Below are 18807 nucleotides of genomic sequence, written 5' to 3' on the forward strand. Positions count from 1 at the left end.
TCTAGTCTTTTTTAAGCAGTTTGCTCATCAGTTGCCGGCGCGGGTTCAAGACGCCATACGCTTGCGCCTTTGAGCGCTTTGTCGAGATCGTCGAGTACGGCTTCGTGCGCGGTGCTTTCGTCGTCGCTCGCAGCGATCACGACCAGTTCGAGCGAGTCGAGTGCGACACGCGGCGCGTGCGTATCGCCGCCGGCCTGCGCTTCGCCGAGCATGTCGATGACGAGGCTTTCCTGACCGCGCGTCATCGCCAGATAGACCTCGGCGAGCAGTTCCGAGTCGAGCAGCGCGCCGTGCAGCGTACGGTGCGCATTGCTGATGCCGAAGCGGTCGCACAGCGCATCGAGCGAATTGCGCTTGCCGGGGAACATCTGCTTGGCTTGCGCGAGCGTGTCGATGATCTCGCCGCAGTGCATGCTCACTGGCGGCAGACCGAGCAGCGCGAACTCGGCGTCGAGAAAGCCGATGTCGAATGGCGCGTTGTGGATGATCAGGTCCGCGTCCTGGATGAAATCGCGGAACTGGTCGATGATCTCGGCGAACTTCGGCTTATCGCTCAAAAATTCCGTGGTAAGGCCGTGCACCGCGAGCGCGCCCGGATCGCTGTCGCGCCCGGGGTTGATATAGAAGTGCAGGTTGTTGCCGGTCAGCCGGCGGTTCACGAGCTCGACGCAACCGAGTTCGAGAATCCGGTCGCCGCCGCGGGCGTTCAGGCCGGTAGTTTCGGTATCGAGGATCAGTTGACGCATGTCGGATTAGCCTGCTTCGAAAAAATTCCGGAAAAAAAGCGGGGAGGGCGGCGCGCGGTGTTGCCGATGCGCGCACGCTCTTTACATCTCGGCGAGCGATGCCACGCCGCGATTGGCCAACTGATCGGCGCGCTCGTTTTCCGGGTGGCCATTGTGGCCGCGCACCCAGCGCCATTCAATCTCGTGTTGCGCGACGAGCGCATCGAGCCGCTTCCACAGATCGGCGTTCTTGACCGGCTGTTTCGCCGCGGTGACCCAGCCTTTCTTCTTCCAGCCGTGAATCCACTCGCTGATGCCTTTCTGTACGTACTGCGAGTCGGTGTGCACGATCGCCTTGCACGGGCGCTTCAACGCCTCGAGCGCGGAAATCACGCCCATCAGCTCCATGCGATTGTTGGTCGTGTTGGCCTCGCCGCCGAACAGTTCTTTTTCCTGGCTGCCGAAGCGCAGCAACGCGCCCCAGCCGCCAGGGCCGGGATTGCCCTTGCAGGCGCCGTCGGTATAGATGTCGATGTGATCTGGAGTCATTCGGTGTGGTTTCGTGTGTTCGGGGTGGCGGCGGGCGCGAGGCCTGCCGCGAGCACGGGCTTTTTCACTTTGAGCGGCCCGACGAGATGCATGCCGCGCACGCGCTTGATCGCCTTGATCATGTAGGTGGCGCCGAAAATCGGCCACCAGCGGTCGCCGGCGGCTTCCATGAAGCCGTAACGCGCGAGCCATTGATCGCTCGCGAGCGGCGGACGATAGCAGCCGAAGCGCCCGCGTTCAAGGTCGAAGCCGAGCAGCTTGATCCAGTCCTTCAGGCGCGTGAACGCGATCAGATCGACGGCGGAGGGCACGAACGGGCGGCCTGTCATCTTGCCGATCGACTGCCGTACTCCCCACAGCGACAACGAGTTGAAGCCGAGGATGATCAGTTGGCCTTCGGGCACCAGCACGCGTTCGGCTTCGCGCAACAGCCGGTGCGGGTCGCTGGTGAATTCGAGCGTATGCGGCATCACGAGCAGGTCGACGCTTTGCGCCTCGAACGGCAGATCGAGCAGGTCGCACCAGACCGCGCTGCGCCCGGCCGGCGCGTGCAGACCAGGGGCGCCTCGCGCGGCGTTCGCGGGGTTGTCGTCGCCAGCGTTGCCCGCGCTGCCGATGCCGCTCACGCTGCCACGACGTGCCCAGCGCGGATACGTGTACGGCGCGCTCGCGCCGCTCGCCGCGTCGAGCACGAGGCCGCGGCACGGCATGCGGTTCTCGCGTAGCGCGTCGAGCTGCGGCAGGCCGAGTTGCAGCGCATGATAGCCGAACACGTCCGACACCACGCGATCGAGCTGGGTTTGCTCCCAGTCGAGCACGTAGCGGCCTGGCGGCGAATCGGTCCAGGCGGGCCAGTCTATAATCGCTCGGTCAGTCATATTAAAAATGCGTCGCCTATGAATGCGCTCGAGTACGTACCGGTCCCGGCGTTTGAAGACAATTACATCTGGGTCATTGCCGACGGACACCACGCGGTCGTCGTCGATCCGGGCGAAGCCGCCCCTGTGCGCGCCTGTCTGGCCCAACGAGGCTGGCGGCTGAGCGCTATTTTACTCACGCACCACCATCAAGACCACGTCGGCGGGGTGGCCGATCTGCTGAACGGCCAGGACGTGCCGGTCTACGGCCCCGCCGGCGAAGCGATCGCGCACCTGACACATCGTCTCAAAAGTGGCGATCACGTGACGATCGCTGCACCCGCACTTGAATTCAGCGTGCTCGACGTGCCCGGTCACACGAGCGGACACATCGCCTATTTCCAGGCGGCCGATACGCGCGGCACGCCGCACGTGTTTTGCGGCGACACACTGTTCGCGTGCGGTTGCGGGCGCCTTTTCGAAGGCACGCCGCAGCAGATGCTGAATTCGCTCGATGCGCTCGCCGCGCTGCCCGGCGCAACCGAAGTGCATTGCGCACACGAATACACGCTGTCGAACATTCGCTTCGCGCTCGCTTGCGAGCCGCACAATGCCGAACTGCAGGCGTGGCGCGACAAGGCGAACGAGTTGCGCGCCCGCCACCAGCCGACGCTGCCGACCACGATCGCGCACGAGCTCGCGGTCAATCCGTTCCTGCGCGCAGGCGAGCCGGCGATCCAGTCGAACCTCGAAGCACGATTGCAGGAAACGGTGTCTGACCGGCTGAAGGCCTTCACATTGATGCGCGAATGGAAGAACCGCTTCCGTTGATCCGGAGCGCATTCGGCGGTTCTTCACGCGATGAATCGGAAAAATTCGCCAAGCCCCAGATTTGGTTGATTTTTTTCTTGATTTTCCAATTGACGGAAACGTTGACGTTTCGTACTATCGGCTGCAAATTCCAGCCCTTGTGGAAACCGAGACGTTCATGCGATTTATCTTAAGTGCGTTATTGGTCCTGACACTCGCCGCGTGCGCGAGTCAGGGACCGACGACGAATACCGCCACTAACCCCGCCAGCCAGCAGGCCGTAGCCGACGCCCTTCGCAAGAACGCCACCGCTAAAGAAACCATCAACGTCGACCAGAGCTCCGTCAATCAGTTGACGAGCCAGGACGCCGATCTGTGGGGCCGCATTCGCCGTGGCTTCCAGATGCCGGACCTGCAGAGCGACCTCGTCGACATGCAGCTGAACTGGTATCTGCAGCGTCCCGATTACGTGCAGCGCATGACCGAGCGCTCGCAGAAATACCTGTATCACATCGTCGAGGAACTTGAGTCGCGCCATATGCCGACCGAGCTCGCGCTCTTGCCGTTCATCGAGTCTGCATATAGCCCGCAGGCTTTGTCGGTCGCCAAGGCTGCGGGTATGTGGCAGTTCATGCCGGGCACGGGCCGGACCTACAACCTGAAGCAGAACATGTGGCAGGACGAGCGCCGCGACGTGCTTGCGTCGACCAGTGCCGCGCTCGACTACCTGTCGAACCTGCACGACATGTTCGGCGACTGGCAACTCGCGCTCGCTGCGTATAACTGGGGCGAGGGCAACGTGCAGCGCGCGATCGCGCGCAACGAGGCGGCGGGTCTGCCGACCGACTACATGAGCCTGCGTCTGCCGAACGAAACGCGCAACTACGTGCCGAAGCTGCAAGCGGTCAAGAACCTCGTGATGAACCCGCAGATGTACGGGCTCACCCTGCCGTCTATTCCGAACCACCCGTACTTCGTGACGGTCACGACCTCGCACGACATCGACGTCGACGTCGCCGCGCGGCTCGCCAACATGTCGACGGACGAGTTCCGTTCGCTGAACCCATCGTTCAGGAAGCCGGTGATTCTCGGCGCGACGCAGCCGCAGATTCTGTTGCCTTTCGACAACGCGTCCGCGTTCGAGCGCAATCTGAAAACGTACTCGGGCTCGCTGTCGTCCTGGACCACCTACACGGTCGACGCACGCGCGACGCCCGCGGCGATCGCACAGAAGATCGGCGTCGACCCCGACACGCTGATGGAAGTGAACAAGATTCCGGTCGGTATGCGCCTGAAGCCGGGCTCGACGATCGTCGTGCCGCGCGGCTCGGACGACGACGAGGACATCAGCGCCGACGTCGCCGAAAGCGCGGTGCTCGCGATGGAACCCGACGTACCCGACACGCGCAAGATGCTGATCCGCGTGCGTCGCAATCAGTCGATGGCGGCCATCGCGGTGCGCTACGGCGTGTCGGTCGGTCAGCTGAAGGCGTGGAACAGGACGCATCGCGATCAGGTTTCGCGCGGCCAGGTGATCGTGCTGCACGTGCCGGTCGGCAAGCCGGTACCCAGCGAGCCGGGTCCGGAAAAGATCGCCGCCGATGTGCAAGGCGGCAGTGTGCAGAAGATTGGCGTCCACGTCGCAGACACACACGGTGAATCGCGCTACGATAAGAAGAAAGGGCGCGGCCACTCCGCCATCGTCAAGATCTCCGAGCCGGGCGGCAAGGGTACCAAGCCGGCGGCGCCCGTTGCCAGCAAGGGCAAGGTCGAGAAGGTCTCGGCCTCGGAGCCCGGCAAGGCGTCGAAGGCCGCGGCTGAGAGCCGCCCGAAGACCGTGGCCAACGCGAAGAAGAAGGGTAAATAGACCAATAGCGGCTCTCACGGTAGTGACCACATGCGTTGCGGGGGCAGCGCATGGATTGCGCTCCGATCACGTACCGTGTTCATCCAACGCCGTCACCTCAGGGTGACGGCGTTTTTCATTGCGCGGACGATTCCTGCGCGTTTGCGGTATTTACTTTATTGTTCGTGCTTCGGCCGCGTTGGCCGCGGGGTGCCGGTCCGTCCTGATCCGTCCGAACCTCGGGAGAGGTTCTTGAGGTCATTTCCAGGTTTACTTCCTGATTTATGTCGTCGACCCAACTGCGCGTCTTTCTGCTTTTTTCCGCCGGCTACTTCGTCTCTTACGTGTTTCGCGGCGTCAATCTTGGTTTCGCGCCGTTCATCACGCGCGATCTCGGTCTGTCAGCCGCCGATCTGGGTGTGCTGACGAGTCTGTATTTCCTCGGTTTCGCGGGCGCGCAGATCCCCGCTGGCGTGCTGCTCGATCACTTCGGCGCGCGTCGCGTGACGTCCGTCACGCTGCTTTTTGCCGCGCTCGGCATCTGGGTATTCGGCGCCGCGCACAGTCTCGGCATGATGATGGTCGGGCGGCTGCTGATCGGCGTTGGCGTGTCGGTGTGTCTCGGCGCCGCGTTCAAGGCGCTCGCGCAGCATTTTCCGGTGGCGCGTTTGCCATTGATGAACGGGCTTGTAATGGCGATCGGCGGTTTCGGCGGCGTGATGGTCGGTTCGCCGCTCACGTGGGTGCTCGGTTTTTCCAGCTGGCGCCCGGTTTGCGTCGGACTCGGTGTGCTGACGGTAGCGGTTGCGCTCGCGCAATGGACGCTCGCTCCGGACGCGCGCGAAACGCATCGCCAGGCGAGCATCGTCGCGCAGTTCAAGGGTACGTGGCACATCCTGCGCAGCGCGGCATTCTGGAAAATCGCGTCGTTCTCGGTCGTTACGCAAGGCGTCTTCTACGCGATGCAGTCGTTGTGGGTCGGAGCATGGCTGCGCGACGTACAAGGCTTCGAGCCGCACCAGGCGGCGGCGCTCGTGTCGATTCTCGGCTTCGCGATGATGGCCGGCTGCGTCGGTTTCGGCGCGGCGGCGCGTAGTCTCGAGCGGCGCGGCCTCTCGCTGTACGCGTTCTGCGGCATCGGCATGGCGCTATATGTGCTGACGCAGATGCTCATCATGTTTAACGCGCCGTTGCCGGCGAGCCTGTTGTGGGCCGCCTACGGCATCTTCGGCGGCACCGGGATTCTGAGCTACGCGGTGATGGCGCGGCATTTCCCGCCGCAGATGATCGGCCGCGTCAACACGACGCTGACGCTAATTATTTTTCTGCTGATCTTCGGTTTCCAGATCGGCGTTGGCGCGGTGCTGTCGCACTGGCCGGCGAGCGGCGGGCATTACCCGGCGCTCGCGCATCTGAGCGCGTGGAAAATCCTCGTCGTGCTGCAGGTGCTGAGTGCGATCTGGTACGTGTTGCCGGGTCGGCAGCTTGCCCGTTCGGGCGAGATGCGCGCGGAACAGGAGGCCTGAACGGCCGCGCCAGGCCTTGCGTCGGACCCGGAGGGGCCGCCGCGGCGGTTCGGTCCCCGTCAATAGTGGTGTCTCGACAGAACCGCATGGACAGGCGTGGCAAATACCTGGCGACGCGGCCCGGCAAGGCTTTGAAGATCCGCCCAGGCACGTCGCCTCAACGCCTCGTCCTATCTCCCATTTGGAGGGAACAGTGCATTCAGGCTATAATTTGAAGGTTTGAGCTTATCCACCCGCACCCTAGCGCCTACCTCCCCCATACCGTTCATCCGCCGCGCGCCATTGGCGTAGCAAGAAGGGCTCCACACCCAGCCGAGTCGTCCACACAATGGACCCATCGCGCCCCTTGCAGCGTCACCGGCAGCTCGCGAGCGAGTCTGCGCGCGCATCCACGATGTGTTTCGCTGCGGCTTGCAATTGGATAGACAGGTGGCAACAGGGTGTTCCCCCAAGGAGTCTCCCGTGTTGCCGTCATTTTCTCCCGCTCTACTCGCGCTCGCCGACGGCACGGTCTTTCGTGGTTATTCGATCGGCGCCCCTGGGCATACCATCGGTGAAGTCGTGTTCAACACTGCCATCACCGGCTATCAGGAAATCCTGACTGACCCGAGCTACGCGCGCCAGATCGTGACCCTCACGTACCCGCATATCGGCAACGTCGGCGTGAACGCCGAAGACGTCGAAGCGACGAAAGTCCATGCCGCCGGCCTGATCATCCGTGATCTGCCGGTTCTCGCTTCGAACTTCCGCATGGAGGGCACGCTCCCGCAATATCTGCAGGACGAAGGCGTGGTCGCCATCGCCGGCATCGACACTCGCAAGCTGACCCGCCTCCTGCGCGACAAGGGCGCGCAAAACGGCGCGATCCTCGCTGGCTCGGACGACGAAGCGAAGGCCATCGAACTCGCGCGCTCGTTCCCGGGTCTCGCCGGCATGGACCTCGCGAAGGTCGTGTCGACCCAGGAAACCTACGAGTGGACCAAAACCGAATGGCGTCTGGGCACGGGCTACGGCGAGCAGAAAGCGCCGACGTACCGCGTGGTCGCATTCGACTACGGCGTCAAGCAGAACATCCTGCGCATGCTGGCCGAGCGCGGCTGCCATGTCACCGTGCTGCCGGCGCAAGCGAGCGCCGCTGACGCGCTTGAGCTCAACCCCGACGGCGTGTTCCTGTCGAACGGCCCGGGCGACCCTGAGCCGTGCGACTACGCGATCGCGGCGACCAGGGAGTTCATCGAGCGCGGCATTCCGACCTTCGGCATCTGCCTGGGCCACCAGATCATGGGCCTCGCGGTCGGCGCGAAGACGATGAAGATGAAGACCGGCCATCACGGCGCGAACCATCCGGTCAAGGATCTCGAAGACGGCCGCGTGGTGATCACGTCGCAGAACCATGGTTTCGCGGTCGATGCCGACACGCTGCCCGCCAACGCGCGCGTGACCCACGTGTCGCTGTTCGACGGCACGCTGCAGGGCTTCGCGCTGACCGACAAGCCGGCGTTCTGCTTCCAGGGCCACCCGGAAGCATCGCCCGGTCCGAACGACATCGCGTACCTGTTCGACCGCTTCACCGCGTTGATGGACGCGCACAAGAACGGCAAGAGCGCAGCGGCTTGAAGTAGTACAGGCCGGCCGCAGGGGCCAGCCGGAAACGGCTCGCGGCGGCCGCCGCAGCCCGCGGCGCTACGCGGCGGGCATGCCGCGAAACAGCGCGCGCAACGTGAAAACGGCGCGCGCCGACGGAAAGAATTCAGGAATACATTAGCGAGAGCGTTATGCCCAAGCGGACAGACATCAAGAGCATCCTCATCATCGGCGCGGGTCCGATCATCATCGGTCAGGCGTGCGAGTTCGATTATTCGGGCGCGCAGGCATGCAAGGCGCTGCGTGAGGAAGGCTACAAGGTCATTCTCGTCAACAGCAATCCGGCGACGATCATGACCGACCCGAACACGGCCGACGTGACCTATATCGAGCCGATCACGTGGGAAGTGGTCGAACGCATCATCGCGAAGGAGCGCCCGGACGCGATCCTGCCGACGATGGGCGGCCAGACCGCGCTGAACTGCGCGCTCGACCTGCACGCGCACGGCGTGCTGGCGAAGTACGAGGTCGAGCTGATCGGCGCATCGCCGGAAGCGATCGACAAGGCGGAAGACCGCCAGAAGTTCAAGGACGCGATGACCAAGATCGGCCTCGGTTCGGCCAAGTCGGGCACCGCGCATTCGATGAAAGAAGCGCTGCAGGTGCAGGCGAAGATCGCCGCGGAAACTGGCAGCGGCGGCTATCCGGTCGTGATCCGTCCGTCGTTCACGCTGGGCGGCTCGGGCGGCGGCATCGCGTACAACCGCGACGAGTTCGAAGAGATCTGCAAACGTGGGCTCGACCTGTCGCCGACGCGCGAACTGCTGATCGAAGAGTCGCTGCTCGGCTGGAAAGAGTACGAGATGGAAGTGGTCCGCGACAAGGCGGATAACTGCATCATCGTCTGCTCGATCGAAAACCTCGACCCGATGGGCATCCATACCGGCGACTCGATCACCGTCGCGCCGGCGCAGACCCTGACCGACAAGGAATACCAGATTCTGCGTAACGCGTCGCTCGCGGTGCTGCGCGAGATCGGCGTCGACACCGGCGGCTCGAACGTGCAGTTCTCGATCAATCCGGAAGACGGCCGGATGATCGTGATCGAAATGAACCCGCGCGTGTCGCGTTCGTCGGCGCTGGCGTCGAAGGCAACCGGCTTCCCGATCGCGAAGGTGGCGGCGAAGCTGGCGGTTGGCTACACGCTGGATGAACTCAAGAACGAAATTACCGGCGGCCAGACCCCGGCCTCGTTCGAACCGACGATCGACTACGTCGTCACGAAGATCCCGCGTTTCGCGTTCGAGAAATTCCGTGAAGCCGATTCGCGCCTGACCACGCAGATGAAGTCGGTCGGCGAAGTGATGGCGATTGGCCGCACGTTCCAGGAGTCGTTCCAGAAGGCGCTGCGCGGCCTCGAAGTCGGCGTCGACGGTCTCGATGAAAAGACCGCCAATCGCGATGAGATCATCCGCGAGATCGGCGAAGCTGGTCCGGATCGCATCTGGTATGTTGGCGACGCGTTCCGTGTGGGCATGAGCGCGCAAGAGATCTTCGAGGAAACCGCGATCGACCCGTGGTTCCTCGCGCAGATCGAACAGATCGTGCTGAAGGAAAAGGCGCTGGCAGGCCGCGCGCTGGCGAGCCTGACGAAGGAGGAGCTGAAGTATCTGAAACAGAGCGGCTTCTCGGATCGTCGTCTGGCCAAGCTGCTCGGCGCGAAGCCGGCGGACGTGCGCGCGCGTCGTATCGAGTTGAACGTGCGTCCGGTGTATAAGCGCGTCGACACCTGCGCGGCCGAGTTCGCAACCAGGACCGCGTACATGTACTCGACGTACGAGGAAGAGTGCGAAGCGAATCCGACCAGCAACAGGAAGATCATGGTGCTGGGCGGCGGCCCGAACCGGATCGGCCAGGGTATCGAGTTCGACTACTGCTGCGTGCATGCCGCGCTCGCGATGCGCGAGGACGGCTATGAAACGATCATGGTCAACTGCAACCCCGAAACCGTGTCGACCGACTACGACACCTCCGACCGTCTGTACTTCGAATCGCTGACGCTCGAAGACGTGCTCGAAATCGTCGACAAGGAAAAGCCCGTCGGCGTGATCGTGCAGTACGGCGGCCAGACGCCGCTGAAGCTCGCGCTCGACCTCGAGGCGAACGGTGTGCCGATCATCGGTACGTCGCCGGACATGATCGACGCGGCCGAAGACCGCGAGCGCTTCCAGAAGCTGCTGCAGGACCTCGGTCTGCGCCAGCCGCCGAACCGCACCGCGCGCGCCGAAGACGAAGCACTGAAGCTCGCCGACGAAATCGGCTATCCGCTCGTCGTGCGTCCGTCGTACGTGCTGGGCGGCCGCGCGATGGAAATCGTCCACGAGCCGCGAGATCTCGAGCGCTATATGCGCGAGGCGGTGAAGGTGTCGAACGACTCGCCGGTGCTGCTCGACCGCTTCCTGAACGACGCGATCGAATGCGACGTGGATTGCATTTCCGATGGCGATGCCGTGTTCATTGGCGGCGTGATGGAGCACATCGAACAGGCGGGCGTGCACTCGGGCGACTCGGCCTGCTCGCTGCCGCCGTATTCGCTATCGAGGGCGACCATCGCCGAACTGAAGCGCCAGACCGCTGCGATGGCGACGGCGCTGAACGTGGTCGGCCTGATGAACGTGCAGTTCGCGATCCAGCAGGTACCGCAGGCTGACGGCTCGAAGGACGACATCATCTACGTGCTCGAAGTGAACCCGCGCGCGTCGCGCACGGTGCCGTACGTGTCGAAGGCGACCAGCCTGCCGCTCGCGAAGATCGCAGCGCGCGCGATGGTCGGCCAGAAGCTTGCCGCGCAAGGCGTGACGAAGGAAGTCGAGCCGCCGTACTTCAGCGTGAAGGAAGCGGTGTTCCCGTTCGTCAAGTTCCCGGCGGTCGACCCGGTGCTCGGACCTGAAATGCGTTCGACCGGCGAAGTGATGGGCGTCGGCCAGACGTTCGGCGAGGCTCTGTTCAAGTCACAGCTCGCGGCGGGTTCGCGTCTGCCCGAATCGGGCACGGTGCTGCTGACCGTGATGGACGCCGACAAACCGAAGGCAGTCGAAGTCGCGCGCATGCTGCACGAGCTCGGCTACCCGATCGTCGCGACCAAGGGCACGGCTGCCGCGATCGAAGCGGCCGGCGTGCCAGTCAAGGTCGTCAACAAGGTGAAGGACGGCCGTCCGCACATCGTCGACATGATCAAGAACGGCGAGATCGCGCTCGTCTTCACGACCGTCGACGAAACGCGCGCGGCGATCGCCGATTCGCGTTCGATCCGCATGAGCGCGCAGGCGAACAAGGTCACCTACTACACGACGATGTCGGGCGCACGCGCGGCGGTGGAGGGTCTTCGTTATCTGAAGAACCTGGAAGTCTATGATTTACAAGGACTCCATGCTCGCCTAAACTAAGGCTTCGACTAGCTGTCCAAGATGTAAGTGCCGCGGTTAAGCGGCGTTCCGCAGGTGCTGCGGCCCGGGTTTGTCCACGGGCGGCGGCTTTCGCGGAATGCACTTAACCGCGGTGATTTTTTTTATGGCCGTTTTTTGCCTCCAGAGTTGTTTATGAGCACTATTCCATTGACGAAGCGCGGCGCAGACATGCTGCGCGATGAATTGCAGCGCCTGAAATCGGTTGAACGTCCGGCCGTGATCAACTCGATCGCGGAAGCGCGCGCCCAGGGCGATCTGTCGGAAAACGCGGAATACGACGCTGCGAAGGAAAAGCAGGGCTTCATCGAAGGCCGTATCGCCGAAATCGAGTCGAAGCTCGCGGGCGCGCAGGTGATCGATCCGTCGCAAGTGGAAGCGGACGGCCGCGTGGTGTTCGGCGCGACGCTCGAGCTCGAAGACCTCGAGTCGGGTGCGTCGGTCAAATACCAGATCGTCGGCGACGACGAAGCGGACATCGACCACGGCCTGATCTCGATCAGCTCGCCGATCGCGCGTGCGCTGATCGGCAAGTCGGAAGGCGACGTCGCGTCGGTGCAAGCGCCGGGCGGCGTGCGCGAATACGAAATCATCGCGGTCAGCTACATCTAAGGGTGGCGCCGGTGTCTTTGATGCCGCATCGTTTTTTCCGCCTGTTGACGGTGGTGTGGGTCGGTAGTCTGTTGACTATCGGCTATGCGGTTGCGCCCGTGCTGTTCACGACGCTCGACCGGATGACGGCGGGCGCCGTCGCCGCGCAGCTGTTTCGTATTCAGGGTGTGATTGGCGTCGTGTGCGGCATTTTGCTGCTCGGTCTCGCCAATTTGCTCGTGCGGCGCGGGAGTGGCGCATATCGCCGCTTGCGCTGGCTGCTCGCCGGTATGCTCGTATGCGTGCTGGTTGGCTATTTCGCGTTGCAGCCGTTCATGAACGCGATGCGCGTGGCGGCGCTCGAGGCGGGCAGCGACATCGGGCATTCCGTTTATGCGACGCGCTTCGGCATCCTGCATGGCGTGTCCAGTCTGTTCTACCTGATCGAGAGCCTGCTAGGGGTTGCGCTCGTTTGGCTGCTGCCGGCGCCTGTTGGTGCCGCGGCCGAGGAAGAGGGCGCGCGCGGCGTCACGGGCAAGGTGCCGGGCTGAAGCTCGCGGGTGGCTGATGGTGTGACGGTGCGCGTGCCATGGCCGCCGGGTCGATGCCGATGCCCGCGATGAACCTCACGTTGCGACGAATCGTCGCGATTCCGGTGGCCAACTACGGTTCATTCGCGCTGCTTCGGGCCTCGCGCTCAAGGCCGCCAATGCGCAGTGCGGAGTCGGTCCGCAGCTTGGGCGCGTGTTCTCTTACTTCGACTGATGCGAACGCTTTGCGCTGGTTTGACGCTTCTTCGCGCGCTTGATGTTGCCGCCCTGCGTCACGCGTTCATTGCCGCGCACCAGCACCGCTTTCGCTCGCGGCTTGCGCATCGGCACGTCGGTCGGCTTGGCGACCTTGACGATGCGGGGTGCGCGTCCCTTGGCCGGCCGGGTTTCTTCGGCTGCCGCTTCGCGGGCGCTCGGCAACGCGCCGCGCTTCGCTTTTGCCGCCGGCTGTGCCGATTCTGGCTTCCAGATCACGAGCAGCTTGCCGATATGCTGGATCGGTGCAGCGTTCAGCGCGTCGCAGATTTCTTCGTAGATAGCGATGCGCTCCTCGCGCTCCTCGCCGAACACGCGAATTTTGATCAGTTGATGCGCGGCGAGGTGCACCTTGATTTCGGCGAGCACAGCGTCGGTCAAGCCTTCGGCGCCGACGAGCACGACCGGTTTGAGCGCACGTGCCTGGGAGCGCAACTCGGCGCGTTGGTCGGAAGAGACTTTGAGGGCTGGCATGGAAAGTGGAAGACTCGACTAAAATGGCGGCTCCTGCGTTTTCGTCCGATCGCCGAGCGATTCGGGCGACTCGATTCAGCAGGGCGCGCGTCAGAACAACAGAATCGCGGATCGCCGCCAGTCTGGCGGGGGCCGCGCGAATTAACCGCGTATTATCCCCTAAAGCGCGACCCGACGCAGCAATAGTTAAATCTTTAATGGCAAAAAACAAGTTCAATACCGCGTGGCTGCACGACCACATCAACGATCCGTACGTCAAAATGGCGCAGCGGGAAGGTTATCGCGCCCGCGCGGCCTACAAACTCAAGGAAATCGACGAGCAGGACAAGCTGATCCGTCCCGGGCAGGTGATCGTCGATCTCGGTTCCTCGCCGGGCAGTTGGAGCCAGTACGTGCGCAACAAGCTCGCGGGCGGCTCGCAGCGCAACGCGGAGCGCGAAGGTGGCATCGACGGCACGATCATCGCTTTGGACATTCTGCCGATGGAGCCGGTGGCCGACGTGCACTTCATCCAGGGCGATTTCCGCGAAGACTCGGTGCTGGTCCAGCTCGAAGAATTGGTCGGTGCGCGCCAGGTAGACCTTGTAATTTCGGATATGGCGCCCAACCTGTCGGGCGTGGCGATCGCGGATGCGGCGCGGATCGAGCATTTATGCGATCTCGCGCTCGAATTCGCGCAAAATCACCTGAAGCCGGATGGTGCCCTTTTAGTCAAATGCTTTCATGGCAGCGGATATAGTCAGATTGTCGAAAAGTTCAAACGCCAATTCAAGGTGGTGGCGGCCCGCAAGCCGAAGGCGTCGCGGGATAAATCGTCAGAAACATTTATTTTGGGTAAGCATCTGAAGCGTCCCGCATAGGGATGCGGCGAGCCGGTTCCATCTCTGCCAATAATTAGCCCGATGCGTCCGGAGACGGGCGTCAAGCCGGCCCGCTACCCTATTTCCGTGGTAGTGAAACCTTATGGCAGGGGTCTGCGGACTGGATTAGAATGCTTTCGTGGTGCCGCAAGGCAAATGTAGGCGCCCGTCTAAGTGAAGGAGTGGTGCTTTGAACAACAATATGTTTTCGAAAGCAGCAGTGTGGCTGGTGATCGCACTGGTGCTGTTTACGGTGTTCAAGCAGTTCGACAAGCCCCGTGTCCAGGAAGGCGTTTCCTATTCGCAGTTCATGGACGACGCGAAGAACGGCAAAGTCAAGAACGTCATTGTCCAGGGGCGGAACCTCACGGTCACTCCAGCAGACGGCCAGAAGTACCAGATCGTGTCGCCCGGCGACATCTGGATGGTCGGCGATCTGATGAAGTATGGCGTACAGGTGAGCGGCAAGGCTGACGACGAACCCAATGCACTGATGTCCGTGCTGTATTACCTCGGGCCGACGATCCTGATCATCGGTTTCTGGTTTTACATGATGCGACAGATGCAGGGGGGCGGCAAAGGCGGAGCCTTCTCGTTTGGCAAGTCGCGCGCGCGACTGATCGACGAGAACAACAACGCAATCAATTTCACCGACGTCGCCGGTTGCGACGAAGCCAAGGAAGAAGTGTCGGAACTCGTCGACTTCCTGCGCGATCCGCAGAAATTCCAGAAGCTCGGTGGTCGTATTCCGCGCGGCGTGCTGCTCGTTGGCCCGCCGGGAACCGGTAAGACGCTGCTCGCGCGCGCCATCGCCGGCGAGGCGAAGGTGCCGTTCTTCAGCATTTCAGGTTCAGATTTCGTGGAAATGTTCGTCGGCGTCGGCGCGGCTCGCGTGCGCGACATGTTCGAGCAGGCCAAGAAGCACGCGCCGTGTATCGTGTTCATCGACGAAATCGACGCGGTCGGCCGTCATCGAGGCGCCGGCATGGGCGGCGGTAACGACGAGCGCGAACAGACGCTGAACCAGATGCTCGTCGAAATGGACGGCTTCGAGGCGAACTCGGGCGTCATCGTCATCGCCGCGACGAACCGTTCGGATGTGCTCGACAAGGCGCTGTTGCGTCCGGGCCGTTTCGACCGTCAGGTGTACGTGGGTCTGCCCGATATTCGCGGCCGCGAGCACATCATGAAGGTGCACCTGCGCAAGGTGCCGATCTCGAACGACGTCGATGCGGCAGTGATCGCGCGCGGCACGCCGGGTTTCTCGGGCGCAGATCTCGCAAACCTCGTCAACGAAGCGGCACTGTTCGCGGCGCGCCGCGGCAAGCGCATCGTCGAAATGACGGACTTCGAGGACGCGAAGGACAAGATCTTCATGGGTCCAGAGCGCAAGTCGGCTGTGATCCGCGAAGAATCGAAGCGTGCTACCGCGTATCACGAATCAGGTCATGCGGTGATCGCGAAGCTGTTGCCGAAGGCCGATCCGGTGCACAAGGTCACGATCATTCCGCGCGGCCGTGCGCTGGGCGTCACATGGCAGTTGCCGGAGCATGACAACGAAACGTACTCGAAGGAATATCTGCTCGACCGTCTTGCCATCCTGTTCGGTGGCCGCGTCGCGGAAGAGCTGTTCCTGAACCTGATCAGCACCGGTGCGTCGGACGACTTCAACAAGGCGACGCAGACGGCTCGCGCAATGGTTGCCCGCTTCGGCATGACGGATGCGCTCGGACCGATGGTCTATGTCGATGACGAGAACGACGCTTCGCCGTTCGGCCGAGGCTTCACGCGGACCATTTCGGAAGCGACGCAACAGAAGGTCGACGCGGAAATCCGTCATGTGCTGGACGAGCAGTACAATCTCGCACGGCGCCTGCTCGAAGAGAACCGCGACAAGGTCGAAGCGATGACCGCCGCACTGATGGAGTGGGAGACGATCGACGCCGATCAGATCAACGACATCATGGCAGGCCGTCCGCCGCGTTCGCCGAAGAGCTCGCCGCCGTCGGCAAGCGACGCCTCGTCGGGCGGCAGCCCGGGCACCGAAGTCAAGCCGGGCAGCGCAACCGCGCCGGCCTGATCGGCAGCCAGTAGAAAGTGCGGGCCGGTGTGCTACACACCGGCCCGTTTTGCATTTATCCGTTCCAAGTGAAGCATTGCTACGTGTCGAAAGTCGATTCTTCTTCCGTACCCCTTCCAGAGCCGCTGCAGTGTGGCCGCTTCAAGCTGACGTTCGAACGCCCGTTGGTCATGGGCATCCTGAACGTCACTCCCGATTCCTTTTCCGATGGCGGCAAGTTCGCGACGCGCGGCGATGCGCTGCGCCAGGCCGAGCGCATGATGCTCGAGGGCGCGGACATCATCGATATCGGCGGGGAATCGACGCGTCCTGGCGCGCCGCCGGTGCCGCTCGACGAAGAGCTGGAGCGCGTGTTGCCGCTCGTCGAGCAACTGCGTGGCGCGAACGTGCCATTGTCGGTTGATACGTACAAGCCGGAAGTGATGCGTCATGCGTTGAACGCGGGCGCCGACCTGATCAACGACATCTGGGGCTTCCGCATGCCCGGCGCGATCGACGCGGTGCGCGACAGCGACTGCGGCCTTTGTGTCATGCATATGCTAGGTGAGCCGCAGACCATGCAGCTGGGCGAGCCGCACTATGACGACGTCGTCGGCGAAGTGCGCCACTTCCTCGAGGAGCGTGTCGCGACGTTGCAGCAGGCGGGGATTGCGCGCGAGCGTATCAGCGTCGATCCGGGTTTCGGCTTCGGCAAGGTCGTCGTCGAGCATAACTACGCGCTGCTCGCGCATCTGCGCGACACGGCTCCGCGCGCCGCTTCGCCGTATCCGATTCTTGCGGGCATGTCGCGCAAGTCGATGGTTGGCGCGGTGACGGGGCGGCCGGCGCCGGAGCGCGTGGCCGGCAGCATCGCCGCGGCGGTGTGCGCGGCCGAACGGGGCGCCGCGATTCTGCGCGTACACGACGTCGCGCAAACAGTCGATGCATTGAAAGTATGGGCAACCCTGCGCGACGCGGACAAGCAGAGCCGCGCGCACGGTTGAACCCGCAGCCACGGACAGGGAGAACAAACATGGCACGTCGTTACTTCGGAACGGACGGCATTCGAGGCAAGGTCGGCGAAGGCCCGATTACGCCGGAATTCGTGTTGCGGCTCGGCTATGCGGCCGGCAAGGTGCTCGCGGGCGCCGATCAATGGGCGAAAACAGGCACCCGTCCGACCGTGCTGATCGGCAAGGACACGCGGGTGTCGGGCTACATGCTCGAAGCCGCGCTCGAATCGGGCTTTTCGGCCGCCGGCGTCGACGTGATGCTGGCCGGCCCGATGCCGACACCCGGCATCGCCTATCTGACGCGCGCACTGCGGCTTGCCGCGGGTGTCGTGATCAGCGCATCGCACAACCCGTACTACGACAACGGCATCAAGTTCTTCTCGGCCGACGGCAACAAGCTGCCGGACGACGTCGAGGCGCAGATCGAGGAGCAGCTCGAACTGCCGCTCGCGTGCGCGGCCTCCGAGCAACTGGGCAAAGCGCGCCGTCTCGATGACGCAGGTGGCCGCTACATCGAGTTCTGCAAGAGCACGTTCCCGGCCGCGTACGACCTGCGCGGCATGAAGCTCGTCGTCGATTGCGCGCATGGCGCCGCGTACGACGTCGCGCCGCACGTGTTCCATGAGCTCGGCGCGGAAGTGATCCCGATCGGCGTCTCGCCGAACGGCTTCAATATCAACGACGGCGTCGGCGCGACCGCGCCGGATGCGCTGGTTCGCGCGGTGCGCGCGAACCACGCGGACCTCGGTATCGCGCTCGATGGCGACGCCGACCGTCTGCAGGTCGTCGACGAGTCTGGCCGCCTTTTCAACGGCGACGAGCTGTTGTACGTGCTGGTCAAGGACCGTATCGCGACCGCCGGCCACGTGGAAGGAGCGGTCGGCACGCTGATGACCAACATGGCCGTGGAGGTCGCGCTGCAGAATGCCGGCGTCAAGTTCGTGCGCGCCGCGGTCGGCGACCGCTATGTGCTCGAACAGCTTCGTGAGCACGGCTGGCAGCTCGGCGCCGAAGGTTCGGGCCACATTCTGTCACTCGATCGCCATTCGACCGGCGACGGCATCGTGTCCGCTCTGCTCGTGCTGGCGGCGATGCAGCGCAGCGGCAAATCGCTCACGGATCTGCTCGACGGTGTCACCCTGTTTCCGCAGAAGCTGATCAACGTGCGCATGAAGCCCGGCTCGGACTGGAAGGGCAGCGAGACGATCCGCAGTGCGATCAAGGTGGCCGAAGGCGCGCTCGACGGCCGCGGCCGCGTGCTGATCCGCGCGTCGGGCACCGAGCCGGTACTGCGCGTGATGGTGGAGGCGCAGAACGTCGCGGACGCGCTCGAGCATTCTGAAGCGATTGCCGAAGCCGTGCGGGTAGCGACGGCCTGATCGATTCCCGAGTCGACGGCGGGCGGTGGCGACCGCTTGCCGCCTGCCTGAGCGTCGCAGGCAGAAGATTCAGCGGGCTCCATAAACTGGGTGGCCGGGCTTTCACACCCAACGAAGGCTCATTCCTCACCCCATCGAATCCCCACTCCGCAGCCGCCAAAAGGACGGCACATCCCGCACAAAAACGACCTCCGCGCGCAGCGCAAACGTTCGCGCCCCATCTTTTTTTGACTACCTCGAAAAATGCGATGCAACGGGCATCGG

The 18807-nt window shown here is 63.4% G+C and carries 15 protein-coding genes; 11 read left to right on the forward strand and 4 right to left on the reverse strand.

Features of this window, described 5'->3' with window-relative positions; genetic code table 11:
• Window positions 1-11: 11 nt before the first annotated feature.
• From dnaQ to HDG34_RS17300, 3 genes are all read right to left on the reverse strand, one after another.
• On the reverse strand, window positions 12-746 hold the full coding sequence (gene dnaQ / locus HDG34_RS17290; protein WP_184061433.1) for a DNA polymerase III subunit epsilon: 735 nt from the start codon (window positions 744-746) through the stop codon (window positions 12-14).
• An 81-nt stretch (window positions 747-827) separates the two neighbouring features.
• Window positions 828-1274: a ribonuclease HI gene (gene rnhA / locus HDG34_RS17295; RefSeq protein WP_184028269.1), complete on the reverse strand. Its 447-nt coding sequence runs from the start codon at window positions 1272-1274 to the stop codon at window positions 828-830.
• On the reverse strand, window positions 1271-2152 hold the full coding sequence (locus tag HDG34_RS17300) for a class I SAM-dependent methyltransferase (RefSeq protein ID WP_184061434.1): 882 nt from the start codon (window positions 2150-2152) through the stop codon (window positions 1271-1273). Before HDG34_RS17300 ends, rnhA begins: the two co-directional genes overlap by 4 nt.
• Before the next feature lie 18 nt (window positions 2153-2170).
• Here HDG34_RS17300 and gloB point away from each other — a divergent pair, with 18 nt between their 5' ends.
• The 7 genes from gloB (at window position 2171) to HDG34_RS17335 (ending at window position 12503) form a co-directional block, all read left to right on the forward strand.
• The gene (gene gloB, locus HDG34_RS17305; protein ID WP_184061435.1) at window positions 2171-2962 is read left to right on the forward strand and encodes a hydroxyacylglutathione hydrolase; all 792 of its coding nucleotides are present in this window, start codon (window positions 2171-2173) and stop codon (window positions 2960-2962) included.
• Between the two features lie 157 nt (window positions 2963-3119).
• A complete protein-coding gene (locus HDG34_RS17310) occupies window positions 3120-4808 on the forward strand; it encodes a transglycosylase SLT domain-containing protein (protein WP_184061436.1) in 1689 nt (562 codons plus the stop codon).
• Between the two features lie 263 nt (window positions 4809-5071).
• The gene (locus HDG34_RS17315) at window positions 5072-6313 is read left to right on the forward strand and encodes a nitrate/nitrite transporter (RefSeq protein ID WP_184061437.1); all 1242 of its coding nucleotides are present in this window, start codon (window positions 5072-5074) and stop codon (window positions 6311-6313) included.
• 462 nt (window positions 6314-6775) lie between these two features.
• Window positions 6776-7930 (forward strand): glutamine-hydrolyzing carbamoyl-phosphate synthase small subunit, encoded by a 1155-nt coding sequence (gene carA / locus HDG34_RS17320; RefSeq protein ID WP_090801117.1) that lies wholly within the window; start codon window positions 6776-6778, stop codon window positions 7928-7930.
• A gap of 158 nt (window positions 7931-8088) precedes the next feature.
• Window positions 8089-11343: a carbamoyl-phosphate synthase large subunit gene (gene carB, locus HDG34_RS17325; protein WP_184061438.1), complete on the forward strand. Its 3255-nt coding sequence runs from the start codon at window positions 8089-8091 to the stop codon at window positions 11341-11343.
• Between the two features lie 153 nt (window positions 11344-11496).
• Entirely contained in the window at window positions 11497-11973 is a 477-nt protein-coding gene (gene greA, locus HDG34_RS17330) for a transcription elongation factor GreA (protein WP_026225947.1), read from the forward strand.
• 20 nt (window positions 11974-11993) lie between these two features.
• On the forward strand, window positions 11994-12503 hold the full coding sequence (locus HDG34_RS17335) for a DUF4149 domain-containing protein (protein ID WP_184061439.1): 510 nt from the start codon (window positions 11994-11996) through the stop codon (window positions 12501-12503).
• A 201-nt stretch (window positions 12504-12704) separates the two neighbouring features.
• Here HDG34_RS17335 and HDG34_RS17340 read toward each other — a convergent pair whose 3' ends face one another.
• Window positions 12705-13232, reverse strand: coding sequence for a YhbY family RNA-binding protein (locus tag HDG34_RS17340; RefSeq protein WP_184061440.1), 528 nt, complete (start codon window positions 13230-13232; stop codon window positions 12705-12707).
• Window positions 13233-13429: 197 nt separating this feature from the next.
• Between HDG34_RS17340 and HDG34_RS17345 the strand changes: the two genes are divergently transcribed.
• The 4 genes from HDG34_RS17345 (at window position 13430) to glmM (ending at window position 18543) form a co-directional block, all read left to right on the forward strand.
• Window positions 13430-14092 (forward strand): RlmE family RNA methyltransferase, encoded by a 663-nt coding sequence (locus HDG34_RS17345; protein ID WP_184028328.1) that lies wholly within the window; start codon window positions 13430-13432, stop codon window positions 14090-14092.
• 190 nt (window positions 14093-14282) lie between these two features.
• Window positions 14283-16172 carry an ATP-dependent zinc metalloprotease FtsH gene (ftsH, locus tag HDG34_RS17350; protein ID WP_018421239.1) on the forward strand — a complete coding sequence of 630 codons (1890 nt, stop codon included), beginning with the start codon at window positions 14283-14285 and terminating at the stop codon, window positions 16170-16172.
• A gap of 83 nt (window positions 16173-16255) precedes the next feature.
• Complete coding sequence (folP, locus tag HDG34_RS17355; protein WP_409259409.1) at window positions 16256-17155, forward strand: dihydropteroate synthase; 900 nt, start codon at window positions 16256-16258, stop codon at window positions 17153-17155.
• Between the two features lie 29 nt (window positions 17156-17184).
• A complete protein-coding gene (gene glmM / locus HDG34_RS17360) occupies window positions 17185-18543 on the forward strand; it encodes a phosphoglucosamine mutase (RefSeq protein WP_184061441.1) in 1359 nt (452 codons plus the stop codon).
• The last annotated feature ends 264 nt before the right edge of the window (window positions 18544-18807 follow it).

It is taken from the genome of Paraburkholderia sp. HC6.4b (assembly GCF_014200875.1).
GTDB lineage: Bacteria > Pseudomonadota > Gammaproteobacteria > Burkholderiales > Burkholderiaceae > Paraburkholderia > Paraburkholderia tuberum.